Origin of the sequence: Flavobacterium sp. YJ01, assembly GCF_029320955.1 — a bacterium.
In the GTDB taxonomy this organism is placed as follows: Bacteria; Bacteroidota; Bacteroidia; order Flavobacteriales; family Flavobacteriaceae; genus Flavobacterium.
The window spans coordinates 1,235,635-1,259,161 of the sequence record NZ_CP119757.1 but is presented as its reverse complement, the minus strand read 5'-3'; the positions used below and the strand labels follow the sequence as shown (position 1 = coordinate 1,259,161).

Here is a 23,527-nt window from a genome sequence, read left to right as displayed (position 1 = left end):
TTAATTTGTAAATTTGCGTTCAAATTAAAAATAACAACATGGAAAACGGAATATACGCTAAATTCAACACTAGCAAAGGTTCGATTTTAGTTAAACTAACACACGATTTAACACCTGGAACTGTAGGGAACTTTGTAGCTCTTGCAGAAGGAAATATGGAAAATAAAGTGAAACCTCAAGGACAAAAATTCTATGATGGTTTAAACTTCCACAGAGTAATTGCTGATTTCATGATTCAAGGTGGTTGCCCTAAAGGAACTGGAACTGGAGATCCTGGATATAAATTTGATGATGAGTTTGTACCGAGTTTAAAACACGACCGTCCAGGGGTTTTATCTATGGCAAATTCTGGTCCTGGAACTAATGGTTCTCAATTCTTTATCACTCACGTTCCAACTCCTTGGTTAGACGGAAAACATACCGTTTTTGGTCACGTTGTAGAAGGGCAAGATGTTGTTGATGCTGTTGCTCAAGGTGATGCTTTAGAAACTTTAGAAATTATCAGAGTTGGAGATGAAGCTCAAAAATGGAATGCAATTGAAGCTTTTATCGGTTTAAAAGGTGCTAGAATGAAAAGAGAAGCAGCTTTAAAAGCAGAATCTGAAGCAAAAATGGAACAATTAGCAGCTGGTTTTGATAGAACTGAAAGTGGTTTACGCTATAAAATGATCCAAAAAGGCGAAGGTAAAAAAGCTGAAGCTGGAAAAACAGTTTCTGTTCACTATGAGGGATCTTTAGAAAATGGAAAAGTTTTTGATTCTTCTTACCCACGTAAAAAACCAATCGAATTTAAATTAGGAATTGGGCAGGTTATTGAAGGATGGGACGAAGGCATTGCTTTATTGCAAGTTGGAGACAAAGCTCGTTTTGTTATTCCTTCTGATTTAGCTTACGGACCATCTGGTGCTGGTGGGGTTATTCCTCCGCACGCAACTTTGATTTTTGACGTTGAATTAATGGACGTAAAATAAGAGTTTTACAAACAATTCAGGATTGTATAAATAGAATCCCATTCGCATGCCGAATGGGATTTTTTTATTTTCAAATAGATATAAAAAAAAACACCGTCACAGAATGAGGTGTTTAATAAGTTATGAATGATGCAATACTTCAGTATTATCTACTGCAATTACTTTTAAAGTTTTAACGCCAGCAGGTAATTCCCAATCTACTTCGTCATTTTCTTTAAAACCAATAATAGCAACGCTTAAAGGTGCTAGAATTGAGATTTTAGATTGTTTTACATCTGCAGCAGAAGGTAAAACGATTTGAATTTTCATTTGTTTCTTGGCTTTTACATCTTCAATTGTGACAAATGAATTGATTCTGATTACTGAACTGTCAAGTTCGCTTTCTTTACTAATTACAGCGCGATCTAATTCTTGCGAAAGCTGATTGGCTTCTTTAGTATTTGTTGAATTTTTACTTTTTAAAATCAATTCTCTTAAAAATTGATAATCTGATTTACAGAAAGTGGGTGTTGGTTTCATATCTAAATTGAATTTATTGTTATTAAAATTTAAGCTATATTTCTTCTTTTAGGACTAACAAAAAGATGATTTTCAGTCTTTAGAAAAAAACGATTTTTTTAAAAAGTTCATTTTTTGAAAACAAAAAAGTATCTGATCAAAAAATGATTTTTGTCAAATAAATAAATTTTTAATCTTGATGTAAATCCTCCGTCAAAAAGAAGAAAACTGAAATAGACGGAGGCCTAATTAATAAAGGCCTTATTATGTGAAATAATTACAGCAGGAAGCGGTTTTGCAATGCAAAACGACTTTTTAGAAGCTGTAGATGGTATTTTATTTCCCATGAGGATGATAAATTGATCTGCAAAGATAGGTAATCTTTTTTAATTTTATACGTATTTACTTCCATTTAATGCCACAGCCCAAACTAGGTTTCTGTGTTTCCTTCAAACTTCGGTTGTAAATTAGGGCATCTATTGCGCCTCTTAAATCGCTTCCACTAAGCGGAATACCGTTTCCAGGTCTAGAATCGTCTAGCTGTCCTCGGTAAAATAATTTGTCTTGACTATCAAACAAATAAAAATCTGGAGTGCAAGCTGCTTGATAAGCTTTTGCAGTTTCTTGACTTTCATCGTATAAATAAGGAAAATCAATTTTATTTTCAAGAGCAAAATCGGCCATTAAATCTGGAGAATCCTGTGGATATTTTACTGCATCATTGCTCGAAATAGCAATAACTCCAATTCCTTGAACACGATAATCATTAGCAATCATAACGACTTCTGGCATAACGTGATGTACAAACGGACAATGATTACAGATAAACATAACCAAAGTACCTTTTGAACCTTTCAAATCTTCGAATGAAAAAGTGTCATTAGAATTGGTGTCCTTTAAATAAAATTCAGGAGCAATTGTGCCTAAAGGAAGCATTGTAGATTCTGTTCGTGCCATTTTACAAGAAATTTGATTTTCAAAAATAGCTTTAAAAATCTGTAAATAAAAGAGCACAAGAATAAAAAAGTATCCAAAGAAGCAGTTAGCCGATTTAGCTTGCTTCTTGGGATACTTTTTTAGTTTTTTATGAATTTAAAAATTGAAGTAAATCTTCATTTAGTTTTTCTCTGTCAGTATAAAATAATCCGTGCGGAGCGCCTTCGTATTCAATAAATGTGTTGTTTTTGATTGCTTCAGCAGCCTTTCTTGAAGTAAGATCTATGGGCACAATTTTGTCATCATTTCCATGAATAATAAGCGTTGGAACTTTTATAAAATCCAATTCGTCTCTAAAGTCGGTAAATGAAAATGATTCAGCACATTTTAAAGTAGCACGAGGAGAAGCAGCAGAACATAATGCTCTGTAATATTCTAACAAAGGAGTGCTTAAAGGTTTGTTGATAATATTAACACCGAAAAATGTTTTTCCGAAATTATCAATAAATCCAATTCTGTCTTCTTTTATTGCTGCTGCAGTATTTTCGCTTTTTTCTTTTGGATGTCCGTCTGGATTATCATTCGTTTTTAATAAAAAAGGAATAATAGAAGATATCAAAGCAATTTTAGAAACATTTTTTCCGCCATGACGACTAAAATAGCGAACAACCTCGCCACCGCCCATTGAGAAACCGACAAGCGTTACATTTTCTAATTCTAATTGTTCTATAATTTCCTGAAGATCATCTGTTAAAGTGTCATAATCGTATCCATCCCAAGGATGTGATGATTTTCCGAAACCACGACGGTCGTATGCAATAACTCTGAAATTATTTTGTACTAAATGATCAATTTGATATTCCCACATTTCGTTTGAAAGCGGCCAGCCATGTATTAAAATTACAGGTTTTCCTTGACCATAATCTTTTACATAAAGCCTTACATTTTGTGCGGTTTCAATATATTTATCGGTATGAATCTGTTTTAAATTAGATTCAAAATCTTTTATAGAAAGGCAGGCATTTGGTTCTGTATGTTCCATGATATATCTTTTTTTACGTGAGTTTAATTCTTTATTCTCGTAAAATTAGAATGGAAGCGAAAGAAAAGGGTTACAGAATTAGGACGATTAATTACAAAATTAATAGGTTTGTAATAAAACAGATTTGAAATGGATTTAACTTGGAGCGAATTTGAAAGAACCGATATGCGTGTCGGAACAATTATAGGTGTAAATGATTTTCCCGAAGCCAGGAAACCAGCTTTTCAGCTAACAATTGATTTTGGTTCAGAAATCGGAATTAGAAAATCATCGGCGCAAATAACAAAAAGATACCAAAAAGAAGATTTAATTAATCGTCAGATTGTTGCGGTTGTCAATTTTCCTAAAAAACAAATTGGAAAATTTATGAGCGAATGTTTGGTTCTTGGTGCTGTAGGCGAGGAAGGAGACGTGATTTTATTGGCTCCTGATTTTAAAATAGAAAATGGTTTGCGTATAGGTTAGTTTCTGCTCAATAAATTTTACCGCAAAGCACGCAAAGTTTTTTTGTAATTGACTTTTTTAGAAAAGGTTAAAGTTCGCAAAGCTTTATGAACTTTAACCGATAAAAAACTTCTCATATAACTTTGCGATCTTTGCGTAAATCTTTATGTCCTTTGCAGTTAAATTAAAAGTTTGTTTTTTTCGATAAACTGTCTAAGAATTAACTGTCCTTCTTCCCAATATTTTAAGTCAGAATCGGAGTTAATATGACCTTGTTGTCCGATGTTTACAAAATCGCTTCCCCATATTTCTGAAAGATATTTTTTTCTTTCAAAAGATGCATAAGGATCATTTTCGCTAGCAACTACTACAGAAGGAAATGGTAATTTGTAAAGCGGAATTGGTGAAAAATTTCTAGTGCATTCTGGCGTATGCTGAGGTGAATCAACATCAGCGGGAGCAACTAAAAATGCGCCAATTATATTTGGATTATTATTTTTTTCGGCCCAATGTAAAACTAATGAAACCGCTAAACTATGTGCGACTAAAATAGTTGGTTTGTCTAGTTTTAAAATATTTTCGTTTAATCTTTTAAGCCATTCTTCGCGAATTGGTTCATCCCAATTGTCTTGTACAACACGAATTGAATTTTCAAATTTTTCGTGCCAAAACGTCTGCCAATGCTTTTCTCCAGAATCGCCAAGTCCTGGAATTATTAATAATTGTGTCTCCATTGCCGTGGAATTTTATTTAGTGATTTATTTTTTGCGTTCTTTTACAATTCGGTTTACTTCATTAACCAAAAGCGGAAAACCAGGTTCTGTCATTCCGTGACCATAACCGTCTAATTCGTAAAGTTTAGTTTGAGTATGTCCAACCAATTTCATCATTCTAGCCATGTATGCGTTTTCTTCATAACGCCCTAACATTTCTAATTCGCGATCTCCAGTAATTAACAATAAAGGCGGAGCATCTGCGCGAACGTGATATAAGGGCGCGAATTCGTCAATTGTTGGCTGTTTTTCTGGAATTCCGTTTTCTCTTCTAATTTCAAAATGCGTGATGCATTGTCCGCTGAAAGGAATTAATCCTGCGATTTGATTTGCATCAATATTTTCTTTCTGAAGGTATTTTTTATTAAGACCAATCATTAAAGCCAGATATCCACCAGCAGAATGTCCAGAAACAAAAATTTGAGATTTATCACCTCCGTAATTTGAAATATTATTGAATGTCCAAGCTACTGCCGCTGCTGCATCTTCAATAGATTTTGCCGCTTTTGCTTTTGGCGAAAGTCTGTAATTAACTCCAATAATAGCAAAACCTTTATTTTTTAAAGCTTCTGGAATTTCTTTATTTCCGCCTGTCAATCCGCCGCCGTGAAACCAGACGATAGTTGCGAAATCTTTTTTATTTTTTGGATAGTAAATATCTAATACGCATCTTTCGTTAATATATTTATCAGACTTATTTACAGAAGCATTATAGTATTGAATATTATTTTTTGTTTCGTATTCAAGATTTTGTGCAGAAAGAGAAATTCCGAAGAAGATGAAACTGAAAAGAAGAATTAATTTTTTCATTTTTTGTTGTTAGATGTGAAATGTTAGAAGTAAAATATCATTTGAGAAAAATAAGCGAATTGCACGTCTCACATTTTACAATTCACGTCTCATATATAAATGTATAAAAAAAGTCCAAAATGCAGAACAATTTGGACTCGTACTTTTTGAAAAGTTTTATTTTGAATTAAATATCATCAAAATCAATGTCTGTAAAGCTAGATCTTTGGGTTTCTACTTTTTCAGAACTATATTCTTTCTTAAAATCTTTTTGATGTCTTTCAGAAATTACTTCTTCGCCTTTGTGGTTCAAAACGTATGAAGTCATTTCTTCTAGTATTTCGGCAAAAGCACTAAAATCTTCTTTATATAAGTAAATTTTGTGTTTTTTGAAGTGAAACGAACCGTCTTCTTCAGTAAATTTTTTGCTTTCGGTAATCGTGATATAGTAATCATCAGCTTTGGTAGCTCTCACATCAAAGAAATAAGTTCTTCTTCCTGCTCGTAATACTTTAGAAAAAATCTCTTCTTTTTCTAACATGTCATTTTCTCTCATAATACGTTCTATCATTTTTGGAATTAATAGTACTCAAAAATCATAAAAAATTATCTATTACGCAACAATTAAAGTAATTCTTTTTCCGAAAGTTGTTTTAAATATAACGATGCATAATATCCTTCTTGATTTATTAATTGATTATGAGAACCTTGTTGAATAATCTTACCATCTTCGAGTATGATAATTTTATCTGCATTCTTTGCAGATGATACTCGATGGCTTACAATTATGGTTGTTTTGTCTTTAGAAATTTCAAATAAATTGTTTAAAATCATTTCTTCGGTTTCGGTATCTACGGCAGACAGACAATCGTCAAAAAGTAAGATTGCAGGGTTTTTAATAATTGCTCTTGCTATAGAAACACGCTGTTTTTGTCCGCCCGAAAGTGTAATTCCTCTTTCTCCTAAAATAGTGTCGTACTGTTTGTTAAAGGTAATAATGTTGTCGTGAACAACGGCATTTTTAGCGGCCGCGAATACTTCTTCGTCGGTCGCATTTTGATTTCCGAATTTGATATTATTTTTAATAGTGTCAGAAAACAAGAAAGCATCTTGAGGAACGATTCCGATATTATTTCTAAGATCGTTTAGATTTAATGTGCTGATTTCATTTCCGTCAATTTTAAGTTCACCTTCAGTCACATCATATAGCCTAGAGATCAAAGAAAGAATGGTAGATTTTCCAGAACCCGTTTTTCCTAGAATAGCTAAAGTTTCTCCTTTTTTTACAGTAAAAGAAATATTTTTTAAAGCTTCAATATTAGTGTCTTTATATGTAAAAGTAACATTTTCGAAAGAAATATTTCCTTGGATAACAGATGAATTTTCGTTATTGTTTTTAATTTCTGGTTCAATTTTTAAAAATTCATTTAAACGCTTTTGAGAAGCTTCGGCCTCTTGGACCATAGACGAAACCCAGCCTAAAGAAGCAACAGGCCAAGTAAGCATATTTACATATAAAATAAACTCAGCAATGGTTCCGATATTTGGAATAGTTCCGTTAATGTACATTACACCTCCAAAATAAATTACAACCAAATTACTGATTCCTATAAGCGCAATCATTAAAGGTCCGAACAACGATTGAACTCTTGCAAGACTTAAGCTTTTACGTTTGCTTTCTTCGGCAAGATCAACCATATTATTTTGATGCTGATTTTCTAAAGAATATGCCTTGATAACACGAATACCAGAAAAGATTTCCTGAGTAAAACTTGAAACTTTAGAAAGATATTGTTGGAAAGTTGTACTTCGTTTATTGATTTCAGAACTTAATTTGAAAATACAATACGAAAGAATCGGCAGCGGCAATATAGTATATAATGTAAGACGTGGTGATACGTTATACATATATAATATAACGATGATAAAACGGATAGCTGTATTTATAGTGTACATCACTGCAGGACCAACATACATTCTGACTTTTGAAACGTCTTCGCTGATACGGTTCATTAAATCTCCAGTTCGGTTTTGTTTGTAAAAAGTCTGCGAAAGATTTTCGTATTGTCTGAAAACTTCATTTTTTAAATCAAACTCAATATGACGCGACATTACGATTAAAGTCTGACGCATTAAGAAGGTTAAAAATCCTGCGACAATAGTTGTTCCGATGATTAAGAGCACGTTATGAATTAAATCCTGACGAAAAGCCGAAATCACAATTTCTGATTTTTGGTCTGTAATTGATAATTTATCAAAATTTTCAATTGCATTTAAAGACTTGCTAATAAGCTTTGGAGTATATAATGAAAATATTTGTGCGATTATAGTTGTTAAAATACCAAGCGAAAAACTGTATTTATATTTGATGAAATATTTGTTTAAATAGCTTAATTCTTTCATTTTTTTAAGAAATCTGATATTGAATTGATTTGTATTTAAGAATTATTATTAAATAAAATTATAATAATTTGCGATTTAATCAAAACAATTATATTGTAATATTGTTATTTTAAAGATAAAAAATTAGCACATGTGTATTTTTTAATTATGTTTGAGTTGTCTTTTTGACGAATTCATAATTTTAACCTAATTAATACTAGCGCTATGGATGCAACTTTCGCAACTGGAAAGGAACTTCAAAAAATGGATCCTGTTTTTGGTCAATTATCTTTTGACGATCACGAACAAATTGTATTTTGCAATGACAAAGATACAGGTTTAAAAGCAATTATTGGTATTCATAATTCGGTTATGGGGCCAGCTTTGGGAGGAACCAGAATGTGGAATTATAACACAGAATGGGAAGCTTTAAACGATGTTTTACGCCTTTCTAGAGGTATGACGTTTAAATCTGCTATTACTGGACTTAATATTGGTGGAGGTAAAGCCGTAATTATTGGCGATGCTAAAACTCAAAAAACACCTGAATTAATGCGTAAGTTTGGTGAATTCGTTCACTCATTAAGCGGAAGATACATCACTGCAGAAGATGTCGGAATGGAAACTAAAGACATGGATACTGTAAGAGATGTAACGCCTTATGTTACTGGTATTTCTGAAGAAAGAGGTGGCTCTGGAAACCCTTCTCCAGTTACGGCTTACGGTGTTTATTTAGGTATGAAAGCAGCAGCTAAAAGTCAGTTTGGGACTGATGTTTTAGATGGTAAAAAAGTCTTGGTACAAGGAATTGGACACGTGGGTGAAACTTTGGTTGAATATTTAACTAAAGAAGGAGCACAGGTAACAATTTCTGATATTAATGAAGAAAAACTATACCAAGTTGCTTCAAAATACAATGCAACAATTTATACTGGAGAAGATTTGTATACTGCAGATGTTGATATCTATGCACCGTGTGCAATGGGAGCAACAATTAATGATAATACAGTAGATAAAATTAAAGCTAAAGTTATTGCTGGTGCAGCAAACAATCAATTGGCAGATGAGAATATTCACGGTGCAAGATTACAAGAAAGAGGAATTTTATATGCTCCAGATTTCTTAATAAACGCTGGTGGAATCATTAATGTTTATGCTGAATTAGCAAACTATGGTAAAGCTGAAATCATGACTAAAACAGAAAATATCTACAATACAACTTTAGAAATTATTGATTTTGCTGCTAAAAATAATATTACAACTCATAAAGCGGCTCTAACAATTGCTCAAAATCGTATCGATCAAAGAAGAATCGAGAACGCGGCTAAGTAATTTTTTAAGTTTACAGTTTCAGTCTCAGTTTTCAGAACTACTGGAAACTGAGACTTTTTGTTTTCACTTAATACCGAAAACTGCGACTGCGACTGAAAACTAAATAAAAAGGAGACCAAAAACTACGACTTTTTTACGAATTAATTTTAAAATATGCCTTAAAAGTTATACTTTTGCAGACTAATTTTTAAATGTTCTTACGAGGTGGTAAATAGAAGACACATACGCGTTAAAGTAATGCAATCCATTTATGCAATGCATCAAAGCGGTTCTGAAAATATGGAAAAAGAAGAAAAATTTCTTTTCTACAGCATTGATAATATTCAGGACTTATACCTTATAATGCTTTCTTCATTGATTGAAATTTGTAAAAAAGAATCTGTTTTTTTACATCTGTCAAGTAAAAAACACCTGGCAACTGCCGCAGAACGTAATCCGAATGAAAAATTTGTAAAAAACAAGATTTTTCAACTTCTTGCCGAAAGCAATTCTCTTAGCATCGCTTTAGAAACTCGTAAAATTAATAATTGGTCTTTAAACGACGATTATATTATTTTGCTTTTAAATGATGTTAAAGCAAACGATATCTACAAAAAATACATGAGCAATAATGTAAATACATTTGAAGAAGACAGACAATTTATTATTGATTTGTTTGAGAATGTTATTGTTCCGAATGAAAAATTATATGAGTATTTAGAGGATGATAAATTAACTTGGGTTGACGATATTCCAGTTGTAAATACGCATATTGTAAAACAATTGAAAGGAATTAAAACGGAAGATTCGGACGATTTTAGAGTGCCAAAATTGTATAAAGATGTTGAAGATAAAGATTTTGCAAAAGATTTATTTAGAAGAACAGTTTTAAATGAAAATGAATTTGCAAAAGAATACGACGATAAAACGCCAAATTGGGACAGCGATCGTATTGCTGAAATTGATACTATTATCTTGAAAATGGCGATTTGTGAATTTGTTAAATTTCCTTCAATTCCAGTAAAAGTAACTCTTAACGAATATTTAGAAATTGCAAAAGAATATTCTACTCCGAAAAGTAGTATTTTTATCAACGGAATTTTAGATAATCTTGTAAAAGAACTTACCGCTAATAAAAAGATGGTAAAAGTAGGAAGAGGGTTAATGTAAGATTTTGAACTTTCAATTTTTTAAATGCCAAATTCCAACTTCTTTGTCTCTTTGAGCAAAGTCGAAAAGCTAAAAAAAAGAATATTAAATATAAATCAAAAATAAATTTAAATTATGGGACAATTATCTCAATTTGCGCCATTTCTTTTAATGTTTGTGGTAATCTATTTTTTCATGATTAGACCACAGCAAAAAAGAGCAAAAAACGAAAAAGAATTTGAAAGCAGCCTAAAAGTAGGCGACAAAATAATCACAAAAAGTGGTTTTCACGGTAAAGTTGTAGAATTAGCTGAAACTTCGGTTATTATTGAAACTATGTCTGGAAAATTAAAAATTGAGCGTTCAGCAATTTCTATGGAAATGAGCGCTGCTTTGAATAAGAAAGCGTAAATTTTAAATTACAATATTTTAAAAATCCCAAATTCCAAATAGGAGTTTGGGATTTTTTTTTGTTTTTAATGATTCCCTACACAATCATGTCATTCCGAGGAACGAGGAATCTCCGTTAGAAAATCTACAAAGATTGTCGATACAGATTGCGGAGCTACTTACGGAGATTCCTCGTTCCTCGGAATGACAAACTGCATCTAGGAATCGTGAAGTGAGTATTGTTGTCCTGACGAAAAAAAAGAAAAAACCTTTGTCAAAGTTTTAAACTTAGACAAAGGTCTATTATCGTTAGAAAGCTGTTCGACTTCGCTCAGAGTGACATCAAAAATCTATCTGTATTTATCATTCAGCCCAACATTTGCCAGAATCATCGGAATCACCTTTTCAATTCTTGAAAGTTTTGTTTTTTCCTGTTTGGCTGATTCAATATATTCTAAAAACTCGTATTGTTTGTACGGTTTAAAGTTTTCAAAAGCTTCTTTGAGACTTGGATTTTGTTCCATTTCTTTATTCAAAAGCTCAGAAATAATAGTTTCTTTTTTGGAAGGTTTTATTATTTTTCCCTGCTTTTCATTCTCAATGGCTTCGTGAATATATTCTAAAATTTCTTTTTCGTTTATTTCTTCTTTCGATTTAAAACGCCATTGACGAAGGGACTTCGTTACTTCTTCTTGAGCATTGATAAGTTTTTTCTTTTCATCTTTTAAGAAAACGCCATTGTAAAACCAAATGGTAAAATAATCTTTAAAACCGCCTAGACCAACAACGTTTTTTTTATTGAAAACGTAAACAGGAGCTCCCCATTTTACGGTTTCGATCAGCTCAGTTTTATCAATAATTGATTTAAGAATATGAATTTCTTCTTCCCACTGATTTACTTTGTCCCAAACGTATTTTTTATCAGACATTGTTTGATTATTTTTTTCTTTTAGGTTTTTCTGGTGTGTCGAAAATTCCAGGAATTGCAGTTAATTCAGCAATTTTTACAATAACATCAGTCGCTTTTTGAATGCTTTCTGCTGGAACGTATTCATATTTTCCGTGGAAATTATGGCCGCCCGCAAAAATATTCGGACAAGGTAATCCCATGAATGATAATTGAGAACCGTCAGTTCCACCGCGAATTGGTTTGATTATCGGTTTAATGTTTAATTCTCTCATTGCTTTTTCGGCAATATCAACAATATATTTTACAGGAAGAACCTTTTCTTTCATATTGTAGTATTGATCTTTAACTTCAGCAATAACAATATCTTCACCAAATTTCTTTGCGAATTTCTTGTTGAATTTTTTAGCAATTTTATGAATCAATTCTTTTCTGCTTTCGAATTTCTTCTTGTTATGATCGCGAATGATTAATTCTAAAACAGTTTCTTCAATATTTCCTTTTATATGATGAACATGGAAAAATCCTTCATAACCTTTCGTTTCTTCGGGGGTTTCACCTTTCGGAAGTTCGTTGATAAAATCATTTGCCAAAAGCATCGAATTAATCATTTTTCCTTTTGCATAACCAGGATGAACGCTTTTTCCTTTAAAAGTAATTTTAGCTCCAGCAGCATTAAAATTTTCGTATTCTAATTCTCCAATCTGACTTCCATCCATCGTGTAAGCCCATTGCGCTCCGAATTTTTCAACATCAAAATGATGCGCTCCGCGACCGATTTCTTCGTCTGGTGTAAAACCAATTCTGATTTTTCCGTGTTTGATTTCCGGATGCTGGATCAGATATTCCATTGCAGAAACAATTTCTGTAATTCCAGCTTTATCATCGGCGCCTAGTAAAGTTGTTCCATCAGTTGTAATGATGGTTTGACCTTTATATTGCAATAAATCTTTAAAGTAATTTGGAGATAAAATTATGTTCTTTTCAGCATTTAAAACAATATCTTTTCCGTCGTAATTTTCAACAATCTGAGGTTTTACATTTGCTCCGCTAAAATCTGGCGAAGTATCAAAATGAGAAACGAAACCAATAGTTGGAACTTCGTGGTCAACATTGCTAGGAAGCGTCGCCATGATATAAGCTTTGTCGTCTATAGTTACTTCTTCAAGACCAATTGCTTTTAGTTCTTCGACTAATTTATTGGCAAGATTCCATTGTTTTTGTGTACTTGGTGTTGTTTGAGAATGAGGATCTGATTCAGTGTCAATTGTTATGTAACTGATAAAACGATCTATGATATGTTGCATTTTTTTGAATTTTTAGCAAATATAGAAAAAATTTTCTGCTGAATAATTTAGCTTTTTCTATCTGAATTAATAAAAAAAGGGATTCTATATGAATCCCTTTTTGATATTTAAAATGTTGTTATTTACTTTTTACACATCTAAAGCCAACGTGATTTGCCGCAGATCTGATTTCGCCTTTTCCTCTTGTTCCGACCATATAACGAGTACAATATTGATCGGTGCATAAAAACGAACCGCCTCTATGTACACGCTTAATTTCTGTCGGATCATTTGGATCGTAATAAGCGCTTGGTCCCGTAGGGTTTTTTGTTACTTTTCCGCTTTCCGCTAATGATTTATAGTAGTCAACACTGTACCAATCATTAACCCATTCCCAAACATTTCCTGCCATATCATAAAGTCCATAGGCGTTTGGAGCATATTGCGCTGTTGGAGCAATTCCTTTAAATCCGTCTTCGCCAGTATCTCCATCTTTTATCGGGAAATGCCCTTGATAAATGTTAGCTTGAAATTTTCCCTTAGGTTTTAAGTCATTTCCCCAAGCATAAAGATTTCCTGTTTTACCGCCACGAGCTGCAAATTCCCATTCTGCTTCAGTTGGAAGTCTTTTTCCTGCCCATTTTGCATAAGCTTCGGCATCTTCATATACGACATGAACTACAGGATATTTTTCTCTTCCTTTTATAGTGCTTTGCGGACCTTCGGGATGTCTCCAGTCAGCACCGGGCTCGTAGCGCCACCATTGCAGAAAATTATTCAGATTCACGGCAGAAGGAGTAGGAGTAAAGACAACAGAGCCAGTAATTAAATCTTCTTCACTCGCCGTTGGAAATTCCTCTTTAGTTGGTTTTTGTTCTGCAACAGTTACATATCCCGTTGCTTTTACAAATTTTTCGAATTCTTCGTTAGTGACTTCGGTTTCATCCATATAATAACCATCAACATAAACACGATGAATAGGAGCGGCATCTTTTGTAACTCCTTTTATACTGCATAAACTTTCGTCTTCTACATTGCTTCCCATAGAAAATTCGCCGCCAGGAATCCAAACCATACCTTCTGGTGCTTTTGTTTCTGGTTTGGATTTATTTTCTATAGTTGGCTTAAATTCAGATTCTACGCTAACTGGAACTTCGTGGCATTCAGCAACTGTTTTTTCTTCTTTATCTGTAAATCTAGTGTAGCTATAGGCTATTGAAATAATGGATAATGTAAGTAAAGCAAATATCCAAAAGGTCTTGTTTTTCATGGTTTATTTTTTTGAACTGATAATGGTTGTAATAGAAGGGATAAAATTATAAAAATAACTTTGTAATTATACTAATTTTATAGAATTAATATAATTATTTGTCTTCCTCAACAAGAACTACTTCGTATTTATCTTTTCCGTCTACTTGAACAGGCTGATAATAAGTTTCACCAAATTTTATGTATTTTACATCTCCTACAGTGACTTCTTCTCCGCCTTCAGGAAGATTTTCTACTATTGTTCCTGCGGTAGGCGCGACCACTTTATAAGAGCTTCCATCTTTTTCATAATAAGTACCGCCGTAGTAATAATTATTGACTGTTCCTGTATTGACGGTTTGGGCGCCACTAGGAATATTATTGACTGTTCCGCCAACGGGAGCGGCAACTGCTGTATAACCTCCATTTGAAGGTGCGTACCAAACTCCCTGATCATAATGATATTGGTTACTTTCTACACTAACCACAATTGCTGTAACAGCTAAAGTAGTGACGAAAAATCCCCAAGGATGCCATACTGGACCCCAGTAAAAAGGTCTGTAAGGATGGTAATAGTAAGGATGATAACCATAATATCTGTATCCGCCGTGTATGTAAGGAGGTCGTGTGTAAACAACTGTATTTCTTCTTACAACTGTATTTCTATTGTTGTTGATTGTAATATCTCTGCTTCTGTCTACATTTCTTGTATTTCCGCTAATATTTGTGTTTCTGTTTCCTGAATTTCTATTGCCAGAGTTTATGTTGTTATTAGAATTTCGGTTAGTGGTATTGTTTTTTCTGTTGCTAATTTTAGTGTTAGAACTATTATTTGGTCTTGTAATTTTTGTTCCAGAACCATTAGAGCCAGGTCTTGTTACTGCTGGTTTATTTGCTGACGGTTTAGTTACAGTTGGTCTTGACTGATTGGCTGGTCTTGTAACAGACGGTCTTGTTTGAGCTCCGCCGGCAGGTCTATGTACGCCTCCGCCACCTCGATGTCCTGCGCCTGCGCCTCCGTGACGCTGTGCGAAACTATCTATTGAAATAAGGAAAAATGTACCTATCAAACACATTAGTGCCGATTTTCTTGCTGATTTGGATATGTTTTTCATTTTCAGTTGTTTATATGAATTAAAGTTATGAAAAAAAATCTCTCGTTTAAAAAAATGAAACAAAAGTTTGTTTACAGATTTATAGTGAAATATCCCATTGTATTCTGAATCGCCAGCCTTGCTCCAACGGGAGTGTTTTATCTTGAAAACTAAAATAACTTACCTCAGAAGTTAGTTTGTTTTTATGTCCTTTAAAGAACCAGTTAAAAGCCAATGTAGATTCGTCTTGTCGATTTTGTCTAATTGAATAATCTGGTCTATATGCTGCATGTCTTGCAGCCATTTCTAAATGTTCAGGCCACCAATGAAAAACATTATGGAAGAAATAACCAGCTTGAACATAATACCCTTTCATAACAGTCATATAGTCATTATTGTATTTATCGATTATTTCTTTAGTATGCCATTCGCTTTGCCAAGAAAACCCGCGATACATAAAAGCTGTTTCTAAGTTCCATTGATTTACTCTGTATTGTCCCGGTAATCCATCTTCAAAACCATCTAAAGAGCCGCCTCCAGCTTGCGAGAAACGTGTATATGGGCTTCGATTAGTAATAGCTGAAAAAGCAATTATTGGAGTTGGCTTTTCGTGAAATTCTAAATCACAGCCTTCAAAATCCAAGAATCTGCCTAAAAAATTCCATTGCGCTCTTCCAAAATACATAAGATGATTATCGTCGTTAGAAGTGCTTCCGCGTCCTGTACCTGTTAAAGCCGCAAACCAATAATTAAAATCGGCAATGCCTTTTCCTTTTAAGTGACCGTAAACTTCGGCTCCCAATTCTCTATCAACTGTAAAAGGTCTATTGATAAGAGATCGTTCTACCATTTGTTGTTCGCCGCTGCTAATGAAACGTTCACGCGTAAATTCTGTTTTCCATTGCCCGACTTTAAAACTCAGCCAATCCCATTTTTCGATCATAATTCTAAAATCAAGCAGATTAGACTGACTTAATTCGTATTCCCAATAATATTTAAGCCATGGTTCAAAGGCATGACCGCCAATTTTAAGTCTAGCTCGATTTATTTTAAAAGTAGTTTTAGCATCTTGACTGTAATCATCATAAGTTAAAGGATCTGTATCGTAAGGAGTTGAAAAACGAAATTGTAACCTGCTCTGTAATTGAAATAGAAATTTTTTATCACGGGTTTCTAAGTCAATTCCTTTATTACCATATCTAACATTCATAAGCTTTGTCGTATCTTTTTCTTGTTGCGATATTCCTCTCGAACTAAAAAGAAGCATTGCAAGCAAAAGAAGTTTTTTTATGTGAAGTATTTTTGGTGCGTTGAACATAAGCTTAATGGGTTGTATAATTTCTTAAAGAATGATCTAAATTTATTTTCCTCCAAAGTTTTTTGCAATTCCCAATCCAATTCCCCAGCTGTCATAAGCATTCCATTTAAAATCGTAACTCATAGTGCCGAAAATTTCCCATCCTTTTGGTAATTCATATCCATATTCTACTCCGGCACGAGTCAGGAAAAAATCTTCTTCTTTGGCAAATTCACCTCCAAAACCTAAGAGAAAACTCCAATGTTCATTTGGTTTGTAAATTCCCATAATGGCAGGAGCAATGGGATAACTTCTTTCGATAGTTTCTTTATCTTCTCCGCTGGCGAGATTTTTTTCTACTTTAAATTTTTCAATAATAAAATCAGTATGAAGTCCGATTGCCCATTTTTCTTTAAATTGAAAAGTATAATCTAATCCCCAAGCGGGTAGACTTAAAACTTCCCGATTTCCTTCATCATCGCGACCTTCAAAAACATGAACATGATTTATAGAAAGTCCGATTTGATGATGTGGACTAAAAGTCTTTTCTTCAGTATCTTGCGCTATTATATTATTTGAAATAAAACAGATTAAGCTAGATGTTACTAGTAAAAACAAGTTTTTTTTGTGATAAAAACTATAGAACATTTTATTCAGTATTGATGAAAAAGTTTGCATCTTATTTTTTTTTAAGAAAAGAGGCATTGGTTAAAGAATACCTCTTAATCTTTATAAATTGGATTTAGTCTCTGCCTAAAGCTCTTTTTGCTTCATTATTTAAGTCAGAATATTCAATTTTTCCAACATTAACTCCAACACCATAGATTTCTCCTCCTTTAAAAGTTCCCGGTGTTTTGTATTCTTTACTAACGGCGTCTCCACTGTCAAATCCTACGCAAAGTCCATCGCCAGAAAGCGTAAATTTTCCAGACTGTGTTCTCATTGGACCAGAGGCAACTTCTTTACCATCAATATAAAGTTTCATTGTCCCAAGTGACTCGCCATTTGGACCTGCTTTTTCACGGTTAAATTCCATTCCGAAAACGTGTTTTCCAGGTGTGATAACAACATTAGAAGTGAATTGTTGTTCTGGAGCAATTCCTAAGAAATTGTACACATAATGGAGTTTTTTATCTTTTAAAAATAAGGTATGACCACCGAAACGAGATCCGTGCGCAAAAATTACACCCGAAGCATTCGCATCTTTGACATCGACATCGGCTACAATTTTATAAGAACGTCCACGAACATTAACTGCAACTCCTTCAGGTACTGCCGAAGTTCCTGGATAATATTTGTAAAGATCACGAGGGGCTTCGGATGAAGGTCTTTCGGTTCCTAAAATTTCAATTGCAGAACGATCGTCAAGCGGCAGAACTAAATTTTTATTCGCTTCATCATTCCAGTCTTTAATAAGTTCTTTTAACTTGTCTGGATATTTTGCAGCTAGGTTTTTAGACTCTGATCGGTCAACATCAGTATTATAAAGTTCCCAAACATCTTTATCAAAATTTCCTTTTCCCGATAATGGAGCGTGAAGTGCAACAGCTTTCCATCCGTCTTTCCATAGAGCTCGGCTTCCAAGCATCGCAAAATACTGAATATGTTTCTGTGTTTTTGTATTTGGAGCAGCATCAAAAGTATAACGCATAGAAACTCCAGATAACGGATATTGAGGAACACCTCTATATTCTTTAGGCATTTCTAGACCGCAAACATCTAAAATAGTTGGTACAATATCTGTTGAATGATGAAACTGATCGCGAACAACACCTTTGGCTTTTATTCCTTTCGGCCAAGACATCACAAGCGGATCACAAGTTCCTCCAGCATATTGGCTGTATCTTTTGAACATTTTAAACGGCGTGGAAAACGCTGCAGCCCAACCTGTTGGGTAATGTTCGTACGTGTCAGGACTTCCTAATTTATCAATATATTTTAGGTTTTCTTTTAATTCGTCAGGATATCCGTTAAAGAATTTATTTTCGTTTACAGAACCTGATTCAGAACCTTCTCCAGAAGCTCCATTATCGGCAGCATAAATTACAAGCGTATTTTCTAGTTGTCCTGTTTTTTCCAAATAATCAATAATTCGACCTACTTGTGCGTCTGTATATTCGGAGAAACCAGCATAAACTTCTGCTAGTCTAGAGAATAATTTCTTTTCTTCTGGTTTCAATTTATTCCAATCTAATACATTATCTGCCGGATTGGCAACTCCTGGAGGCATTGGATTAAATTTATCAAAGTTTGTTCCCGCAGGAAGTACGCCTTTTGCAATCATTCTCGGAAGTACCCATTTGCGATAAGCATCATAGCCTTCGTCAAATTTACCTTTATATTTTGCAATATATTCTTCTGGGGCTTGATGCGGGGCATGATTTGCTCCAGGACAATACCACATGTACCAAGGTTTTGAAGGATTTGTAGCCTGCTGATCTTTAATAAATTCTAGAGCATGATCTGCTAAATCTTTAGATAAATGATATCCTTCTTCTGGAGTTGCAGGTGGTTCAATAAAATGATTGTCTTCAACTAAATCAGGATACCATTGATTGGTTTCTCCTCCAAGAAAACCATAAAAACGGTCAAAGCCCATTTGAAGCGGCCAAGTGCTTCTTGGTCCTCCAGAAGCAATATCTTGTTCTGGCACGTTATGATTTTTTCCTACCCAAAAAGTACTCCATCCGTTATCTTGAAGAATCTGTCCGATTGTAGCTGCCTGTTTTGGAATCCTTCCGCTAGCACCAGGATATCCATCTGCTGTTTCGGTAATGGCGGCCATTCCGTTAAGATGATGGTTGCGGCCAGTTAATAATGTTGAACGAGTTGGAGAACATAATGCAGTTGTATGCCATTGTGAATACGTAATACCGTTATCTGCCAATTTCTTCATTGTAGGCATGTTAATTCCTCCTCCATAAGGCGACCATGCAGCCATTCCAGTGTCATCATATAGTATGAATAAAATATTTGGAGCTCCTGCTGGGGCTTTTTTAGGAAGATAAGGAGCCCAGTCACTTTTAGAATCTCTAATGTCTAATGCCATTTTTCCTTTAAAAGTTTCTTTCGTAACCTGTTGCGGGTCTGCCTGAGCCATTGTTTTTTGGCTTAAGCCCACTAAAAGAAATAAAAAGAATAATAATTGAATATTGATTTTTTTTAGAGGGTTGTTGCTTTTCTTCATGGTTTTATAGTTTAATTATATTATTTAAATGAAAAAACTTTTGAAATTTCTAATAAAAATTAATCCGATAATGAATGCAGCTTGTAAGTAATATAGATTGTGATTTTTCTTATAAGTCTCAAAATTAAATAATTAAAAAACCAAAGAAGCTTGTTTAGAGCCTTGAACTTGTTTCATTTTATAATTTGCAACATCAAAAAAAGCTTTTTGAACACTTCTGAACACAAAATTGCACAAAATAGAAATGATTTGTTTTTGTAAAAAAGTACCTTTTTCAACTATAATATTTAAATTTGCAGCCAAAATAACAACAACACAATTCTTATGTATAAATTGATAATTCGCCCGATACTTTTTTGGTTTGATCCTGAAGAAGTGCATTACTTTACTTTTTCATTTGTTAAATTCATTTCAAAAATTCCAGGAGTTTCGGCAATTATAAGATCAATTTATGAGGTAAAAGATTCTCGTTTAGAAAGAGAAGTGTTCGGAATTAAATTCAAAAATCCGGTTGGACTTGCAGCTGGTTTTGATAAAGATGCCAAGTTGTACAAAGAACTGGGAGATTTTGGTTTTGGTTTTATCGAAATCGGAACTGTAACGCCAGTTGGACAAGAAGGAAATCCGAAAAAACGTTTATTCCGTTTAAAAGAAGATCAAGCAATTATTAACCGAATGGGATTTAATAATGGCGGAGTTCTAGAAGCGGTAGAACGTTTGAAAAAGAATTCAGGGGTATTAATTGGCGGAAATATCGGAAAGAACAAAGTAACAGATAACGAAGATGCGGTTAAAGATTACATCATTTGTTTTGACGCATTATTTAATCATGTCGATTATTTTGTAGTAAATGTAAGTTCGCCAAATACGCCAAATTTGAGAGCTTTACAAGATAAAGAACCATTGACGGCTTTATTGCAAACTTTGCAAAATAGAAATGTCGAAAAACAAAAGACAAGCACACAAAAAATAAAACCAATTCTTTTAAAAATTGCTCCAGACTTAACAGACGAGCAATTATTGGATATTATTGATATTGTAAAAACAACTCAAATTGCGGGCGTAATTGCTACAAACACCACAATTTCGAGAGACGGTTTACAATCTGCAAATCAATCTGAAATGGGAGGTTTGTCTGGAAAACCATTAACGAAACGTTCTACAGAAGTAATTCGTTTCCTTTCGGAAAAAAGTAACAAAGCATTCCCAATTATTGGAGTAGGAGGAATTCACTCTGCTGACGATGCTATAGAAAAATTAAATGCAGGAGCAAGTTTAGTGCAATTGTATACTGGATTTATTTACGAAGGTCCAGCTTTAATAAAAGCAATCAATAAAAAGATTTTAGGGCAAATGTAAAAGAAGCGCCTGAATTGCTAAACCGGTAAGAATTGAAATTCCGAAACTAATTAAGGTTCCAATCATAACATATTCGGTTAGTTTTCGGTCTTTGGCTTCTTTCAAATCGCCGAATCTGAAAATAGATTTTGCAGCCAACAAAAAACCGATTGCTTCAAAATGTCCGGTCAAAATAAAACAAACTACAAACAGACGTTCTAATATGCCAATGTAATTTCCTGCATTGGCAAGAGAATTGTCTTGATGGCTATTTTGGCTTTCTGGACTCCAGATAGAAATAATGGTTTTTATGAAAATCGAAGAAGGTTTTGTAACCAATATGAATCCCGTAATCAGAATCCAAAAGTCATTCATGGGCAAGAAACGGACAAAGCCGTTGTCATGATAAAAAAATGCAGTAATCCCAATTAAAATTAATAAATGCGCAATTTGGTCTACTACAAACCAAGTTCGTTTGTTTTTTGGTTTCTGAAAATTTAGTTTGATTACATCAATAATTCCGTGAGTTACAGCAATAAAAATGGCATAAGGAATAAAACTAACTTCTCCAATTAAAACCGCCGCCAATACTCCGTGAAGTAAAATATGAAGATATAAATAAACGCTTTTATGTTTATTTGCTTCTTTATGGCTTACCCACGAATTGGGTTGCCAGATAAAATCGCCTAATAAATGCGCTAAAAGCAGTTTTATAAATAAAATCATAATGCTGTAAGTTGTTTTATTTGATTTCTAAAATATTTATCTAAATGCATGACCAAATCAAACTGAGCGCGTTTTTGTCTTCGACTCACGGCAGCTTGATTGATGCCTAATTTTTGTCCTAACTCTTCTTGTGATAAATTTGGATTTTCTATAGCCAAAGCTACAAATTCTGCCGATTGCACTAGCCAACTGTCCATAAATGTTAATGCAAGCTGAATCATTAAATTTAGTTTTTCATCAAAATTTGAATCTCCCGTTCGCAAGGCTAATGTGACTTTTTGCTTTTTTAAGGTTTCAAATAATTCGCCAGAATTAATAAAAGCAGCACCATTACTTTCAGAAATTCTTTCGGCATTATGGGTTTTATCTCCAAAACCAATACTCATTCGCGCGTCAGATTTTATGGCTCGCAAACGTGCTTTTACTAAAATGGCAACTAACAAAGCATCTTCAGGATTAGTAACTTCAATCTGAAATTCGTCACCACGATAAATCTCCCATTGGCTTGGTGTTGTGCCAAATGGCGTTAAAATTTTTTTCAAATCTTCTACCCAATGTTCAGATTGCTGTTGTCTTGAACCAATTATATCGCCCGTAATTACACTAGTCATAATCAAATATAATTAAAAAATAATAAACTTTCTATTACAAATATAAGTAATATTTTTAATTATTACGCTTTTGGGTAATATTTTAAAATATTACGTTTTTTGGTAATTATGTTTAATATTACAATATTTTGTAATACTTTCGATTCAGCTAAAATTATCTTTTATTTCAATAAAAAAGAAACTAACTTAGCCTTTACAAATGAATAAGCTTTGAATAAAGAAATCAAGATTATCGAATGTCCAAGAGATGCCATGCAAGGCATTAAGACTTTTATTCCGACAAAAAATAAAGTGACATACATACAAGCTTTGCTTCGTGTAGGATTTGATACTATTGATTTTGGAAGTTTCGTTTCTCCAAAAGCTATTCCGCAAATGCAAGACACGGCGACTGTTTTAGAACAACTTGATTTATCTCAAACAACAAGTAAACTGCTTTCCATAATTGCCAATACACAAGGCGCAATTACAGCGTCTGAATATGAACAAATTCAATATTTAGGTTTTCCTTTTTCTATTTCGGAAAATTTTCAAATGCGTAATACTCACAAAACTATTGCAGAATCTTTAATTACTTTAGAAGAAATTTTAGAAGTTGCCGATAAGAAAAAGAAAGAAGTGGTCACGTATCTTTCTATGGGTTTCGGAAATCCATATGGAGATCCTTGGAACATTGAAATTGTGGCAGACTGGACAGAAAAACTTGCAGGAATGGGCGTAAAAATTCTATCGCTGTCTGATACAGTTGGAACTTCAACTCCAGAAGTAATTACCTATTTGTTTTCAGAATTAATCCCGAAATATCCTGAAATTGAGTTTGGAGCACATCTTCATACAACGCCAGAAAGCTGGTTTGAAAAAATTGATGCAGCGGCAAAAGCAGGTTGTACTCGCTTTGATGGTGCTATTCAAGGTTTTGGAGGCTGCCCGATGGCAACAGATAAGTTAACAGGAAATATGCCGACCGAAAAACTAGTTTCTTATTTTACTGCAAATAAGAAAGTTACAGGTTTGAACTCTTTAAGTTTTGAAAGTGCTTATAACGAAGCTTCAAAATTGTTCGGAAAGTTTCATTAATAAATGGTTATATTTAGTAACTTCGACAATGATTGTAAACATTAAGCGTTACATTTATTAGATATACTTTT

At 33.6% G+C, this 23,527-nt stretch carries 23 protein-coding genes; 7 read left to right on the top strand and 16 right to left on the bottom strand.

The window, feature by feature from the left end:
• The first annotated feature begins 38 nt into the window (after window positions 1–38).
• Window positions 39–971 carry a peptidylprolyl isomerase gene (locus tag P0R33_RS05660; protein ID WP_276174589.1) on the top strand — a complete coding sequence of 311 codons (933 nt, stop codon included), beginning with the start codon at window positions 39–41 and terminating at the stop codon, window positions 969–971.
• Between the two features lie 120 nt (window positions 972–1,091).
• Here the strand turns inward: P0R33_RS05660 and P0R33_RS05655 are convergent, their stop codons facing one another.
• The 3 genes from P0R33_RS05655 to P0R33_RS05645 all read right to left on the bottom strand — a co-directional run bounded on the left by P0R33_RS05655 (window position 1,092) and on the right by P0R33_RS05645 (window position 3,447).
• Entirely contained in the window at window positions 1,092–1,490 is a 399-nt protein-coding gene (locus P0R33_RS05655; protein ID WP_276174588.1) for a GreA/GreB family elongation factor, read from the bottom strand.
• Between the two features lie 381 nt (window positions 1,491–1,871).
• A complete protein-coding gene (locus P0R33_RS05650) occupies window positions 1,872–2,426 on the bottom strand; it encodes a thioredoxin family protein (protein ID WP_276174587.1) in 555 nt (184 codons plus the stop codon).
• 127 nt (window positions 2,427–2,553) lie between these two features.
• Window positions 2,554–3,447, bottom strand: a complete 894-nt coding sequence (locus P0R33_RS05645) for an alpha/beta hydrolase (RefSeq protein WP_276174586.1) — start codon at window positions 3,445–3,447, stop codon at window positions 2,554–2,556.
• Between the two features lie 129 nt (window positions 3,448–3,576).
• Here P0R33_RS05645 and P0R33_RS05640 point away from each other — a divergent pair, with 129 nt between their 5' ends.
• Entirely contained in the window at window positions 3,577–3,912 is a 336-nt protein-coding gene (locus P0R33_RS05640) for a tRNA-binding protein (protein WP_276174585.1), read from the top strand.
• A 158-nt stretch (window positions 3,913–4,070) separates the two neighbouring features.
• Here P0R33_RS05640 and P0R33_RS05635 read toward each other — a convergent pair whose 3' ends face one another.
• The 4 genes from P0R33_RS05635 to P0R33_RS05620 form a co-directional block, all read right to left on the bottom strand.
• The gene (locus P0R33_RS05635; RefSeq protein WP_276174584.1) at window positions 4,071–4,625 is read right to left on the bottom strand and encodes an alpha/beta hydrolase; all 555 of its coding nucleotides are present in this window, start codon (window positions 4,623–4,625) and stop codon (window positions 4,071–4,073) included.
• Between the two features lie 24 nt (window positions 4,626–4,649).
• A complete protein-coding gene (locus P0R33_RS05630) occupies window positions 4,650–5,474 on the bottom strand; it encodes an alpha/beta hydrolase (RefSeq protein ID WP_276174583.1) in 825 nt (274 codons plus the stop codon).
• A gap of 166 nt (window positions 5,475–5,640) precedes the next feature.
• Window positions 5,641–6,009 carry a PUR family DNA/RNA-binding protein gene (locus tag P0R33_RS05625; protein WP_229352933.1) on the bottom strand — a complete coding sequence of 123 codons (369 nt, stop codon included), beginning with the start codon at window positions 6,007–6,009 and terminating at the stop codon, window positions 5,641–5,643.
• A 68-nt stretch (window positions 6,010–6,077) separates the two neighbouring features.
• Window positions 6,078–7,856, bottom strand: a complete 1,779-nt coding sequence (locus P0R33_RS05620; RefSeq protein WP_276174582.1) for an ABC transporter ATP-binding protein — start codon at window positions 7,854–7,856, stop codon at window positions 6,078–6,080.
• Between the two features lie 204 nt (window positions 7,857–8,060).
• Here P0R33_RS05620 and P0R33_RS05615 point away from each other — a divergent pair, with 204 nt between their 5' ends.
• From P0R33_RS05615 to yajC, 3 genes are all read left to right on the top strand, one after another.
• On the top strand, window positions 8,061–9,167 hold the full coding sequence (locus P0R33_RS05615) for a Glu/Leu/Phe/Val dehydrogenase (RefSeq protein ID WP_276174581.1): 1,107 nt from the start codon (window positions 8,061–8,063) through the stop codon (window positions 9,165–9,167).
• A 237-nt stretch (window positions 9,168–9,404) separates the two neighbouring features.
• Window positions 9,405–10,316, top strand: coding sequence for a transcription antitermination factor NusB (nusB, locus tag P0R33_RS05610; protein ID WP_276174580.1), 912 nt, complete (start codon window positions 9,405–9,407; stop codon window positions 10,314–10,316).
• A 114-nt stretch (window positions 10,317–10,430) separates the two neighbouring features.
• Window positions 10,431–10,706, top strand: a complete 276-nt coding sequence (yajC, locus tag P0R33_RS05605) for a preprotein translocase subunit YajC (RefSeq protein ID WP_276174579.1) — start codon at window positions 10,431–10,433, stop codon at window positions 10,704–10,706.
• Between the two features lie 329 nt (window positions 10,707–11,035).
• Here yajC and P0R33_RS05600 read toward each other — a convergent pair whose 3' ends face one another.
• The 7 genes from P0R33_RS05600 to P0R33_RS05570 form a co-directional block, all read right to left on the bottom strand.
• A complete protein-coding gene (locus P0R33_RS05600; protein WP_276174578.1) occupies window positions 11,036–11,614 on the bottom strand; it encodes a YdeI/OmpD-associated family protein in 579 nt (192 codons plus the stop codon).
• Between the two features lie 7 nt (window positions 11,615–11,621).
• Window positions 11,622–12,899, bottom strand: a complete 1,278-nt coding sequence (gene pepT, locus P0R33_RS05595) for a peptidase T (protein ID WP_276174577.1) — start codon at window positions 12,897–12,899, stop codon at window positions 11,622–11,624.
• Window positions 12,900–13,017: 118 nt separating this feature from the next.
• The gene (locus P0R33_RS05590; RefSeq protein ID WP_276174576.1) at window positions 13,018–14,148 is read right to left on the bottom strand and encodes a formylglycine-generating enzyme family protein; all 1,131 of its coding nucleotides are present in this window, start codon (window positions 14,146–14,148) and stop codon (window positions 13,018–13,020) included.
• 94 nt (window positions 14,149–14,242) lie between these two features.
• A complete protein-coding gene (locus P0R33_RS05585) occupies window positions 14,243–15,241 on the bottom strand; it encodes a DUF6515 family protein (protein WP_276174575.1) in 999 nt (332 codons plus the stop codon).
• Between the two features lie 79 nt (window positions 15,242–15,320).
• The gene (locus tag P0R33_RS05580) at window positions 15,321–16,487 is read right to left on the bottom strand and encodes a porin (RefSeq protein WP_276175691.1); all 1,167 of its coding nucleotides are present in this window, start codon (window positions 16,485–16,487) and stop codon (window positions 15,321–15,323) included.
• Between the two features lie 93 nt (window positions 16,488–16,580).
• The gene (locus tag P0R33_RS05575) at window positions 16,581–17,195 is read right to left on the bottom strand and encodes a hypothetical protein (protein WP_276174574.1); all 615 of its coding nucleotides are present in this window, start codon (window positions 17,193–17,195) and stop codon (window positions 16,581–16,583) included.
• 64 nt (window positions 17,196–17,259) lie between these two features.
• Window positions 17,260–19,704, bottom strand: a complete 2,445-nt coding sequence (locus P0R33_RS05570; RefSeq protein ID WP_276174573.1) for an arylsulfatase — start codon at window positions 19,702–19,704, stop codon at window positions 17,260–17,262.
• Window positions 19,705–20,028: 324 nt separating this feature from the next.
• Between P0R33_RS05570 and P0R33_RS05565 the strand changes: the two genes are divergently transcribed.
• Window positions 20,029–21,063 (top strand): quinone-dependent dihydroorotate dehydrogenase, encoded by a 1,035-nt coding sequence (locus P0R33_RS05565; protein ID WP_276174572.1) that lies wholly within the window; start codon window positions 20,029–20,031, stop codon window positions 21,061–21,063.
• Here the strand turns inward: P0R33_RS05565 and P0R33_RS05560 are convergent.
• Both P0R33_RS05560 and P0R33_RS05555 read right to left on the bottom strand, forming a co-directional pair.
• Window positions 21,049–21,768, bottom strand: coding sequence for a DUF3307 domain-containing protein (locus P0R33_RS05560; protein WP_276174571.1), 720 nt, complete (start codon window positions 21,766–21,768; stop codon window positions 21,049–21,051). The two genes, P0R33_RS05565 and P0R33_RS05560, sit on opposite strands and share 15 nt — an antisense overlap.
• Window positions 21,765–22,379 (bottom strand): SatD family protein, encoded by a 615-nt coding sequence (locus tag P0R33_RS05555; RefSeq protein ID WP_276174570.1) that lies wholly within the window; start codon window positions 22,377–22,379, stop codon window positions 21,765–21,767. The genes P0R33_RS05560 and P0R33_RS05555 overlap by 4 nt, the downstream gene beginning before the upstream one ends.
• A gap of 210 nt (window positions 22,380–22,589) precedes the next feature.
• Here P0R33_RS05555 and P0R33_RS05550 point away from each other — a divergent pair, with 210 nt between their 5' ends.
• Window positions 22,590–23,456: a hydroxymethylglutaryl-CoA lyase gene (locus P0R33_RS05550; RefSeq protein ID WP_276174569.1), complete on the top strand. Its 867-nt coding sequence runs from the start codon at window positions 22,590–22,592 to the stop codon at window positions 23,454–23,456.
• The last annotated feature ends 71 nt before the right edge of the window (window positions 23,457–23,527 follow it).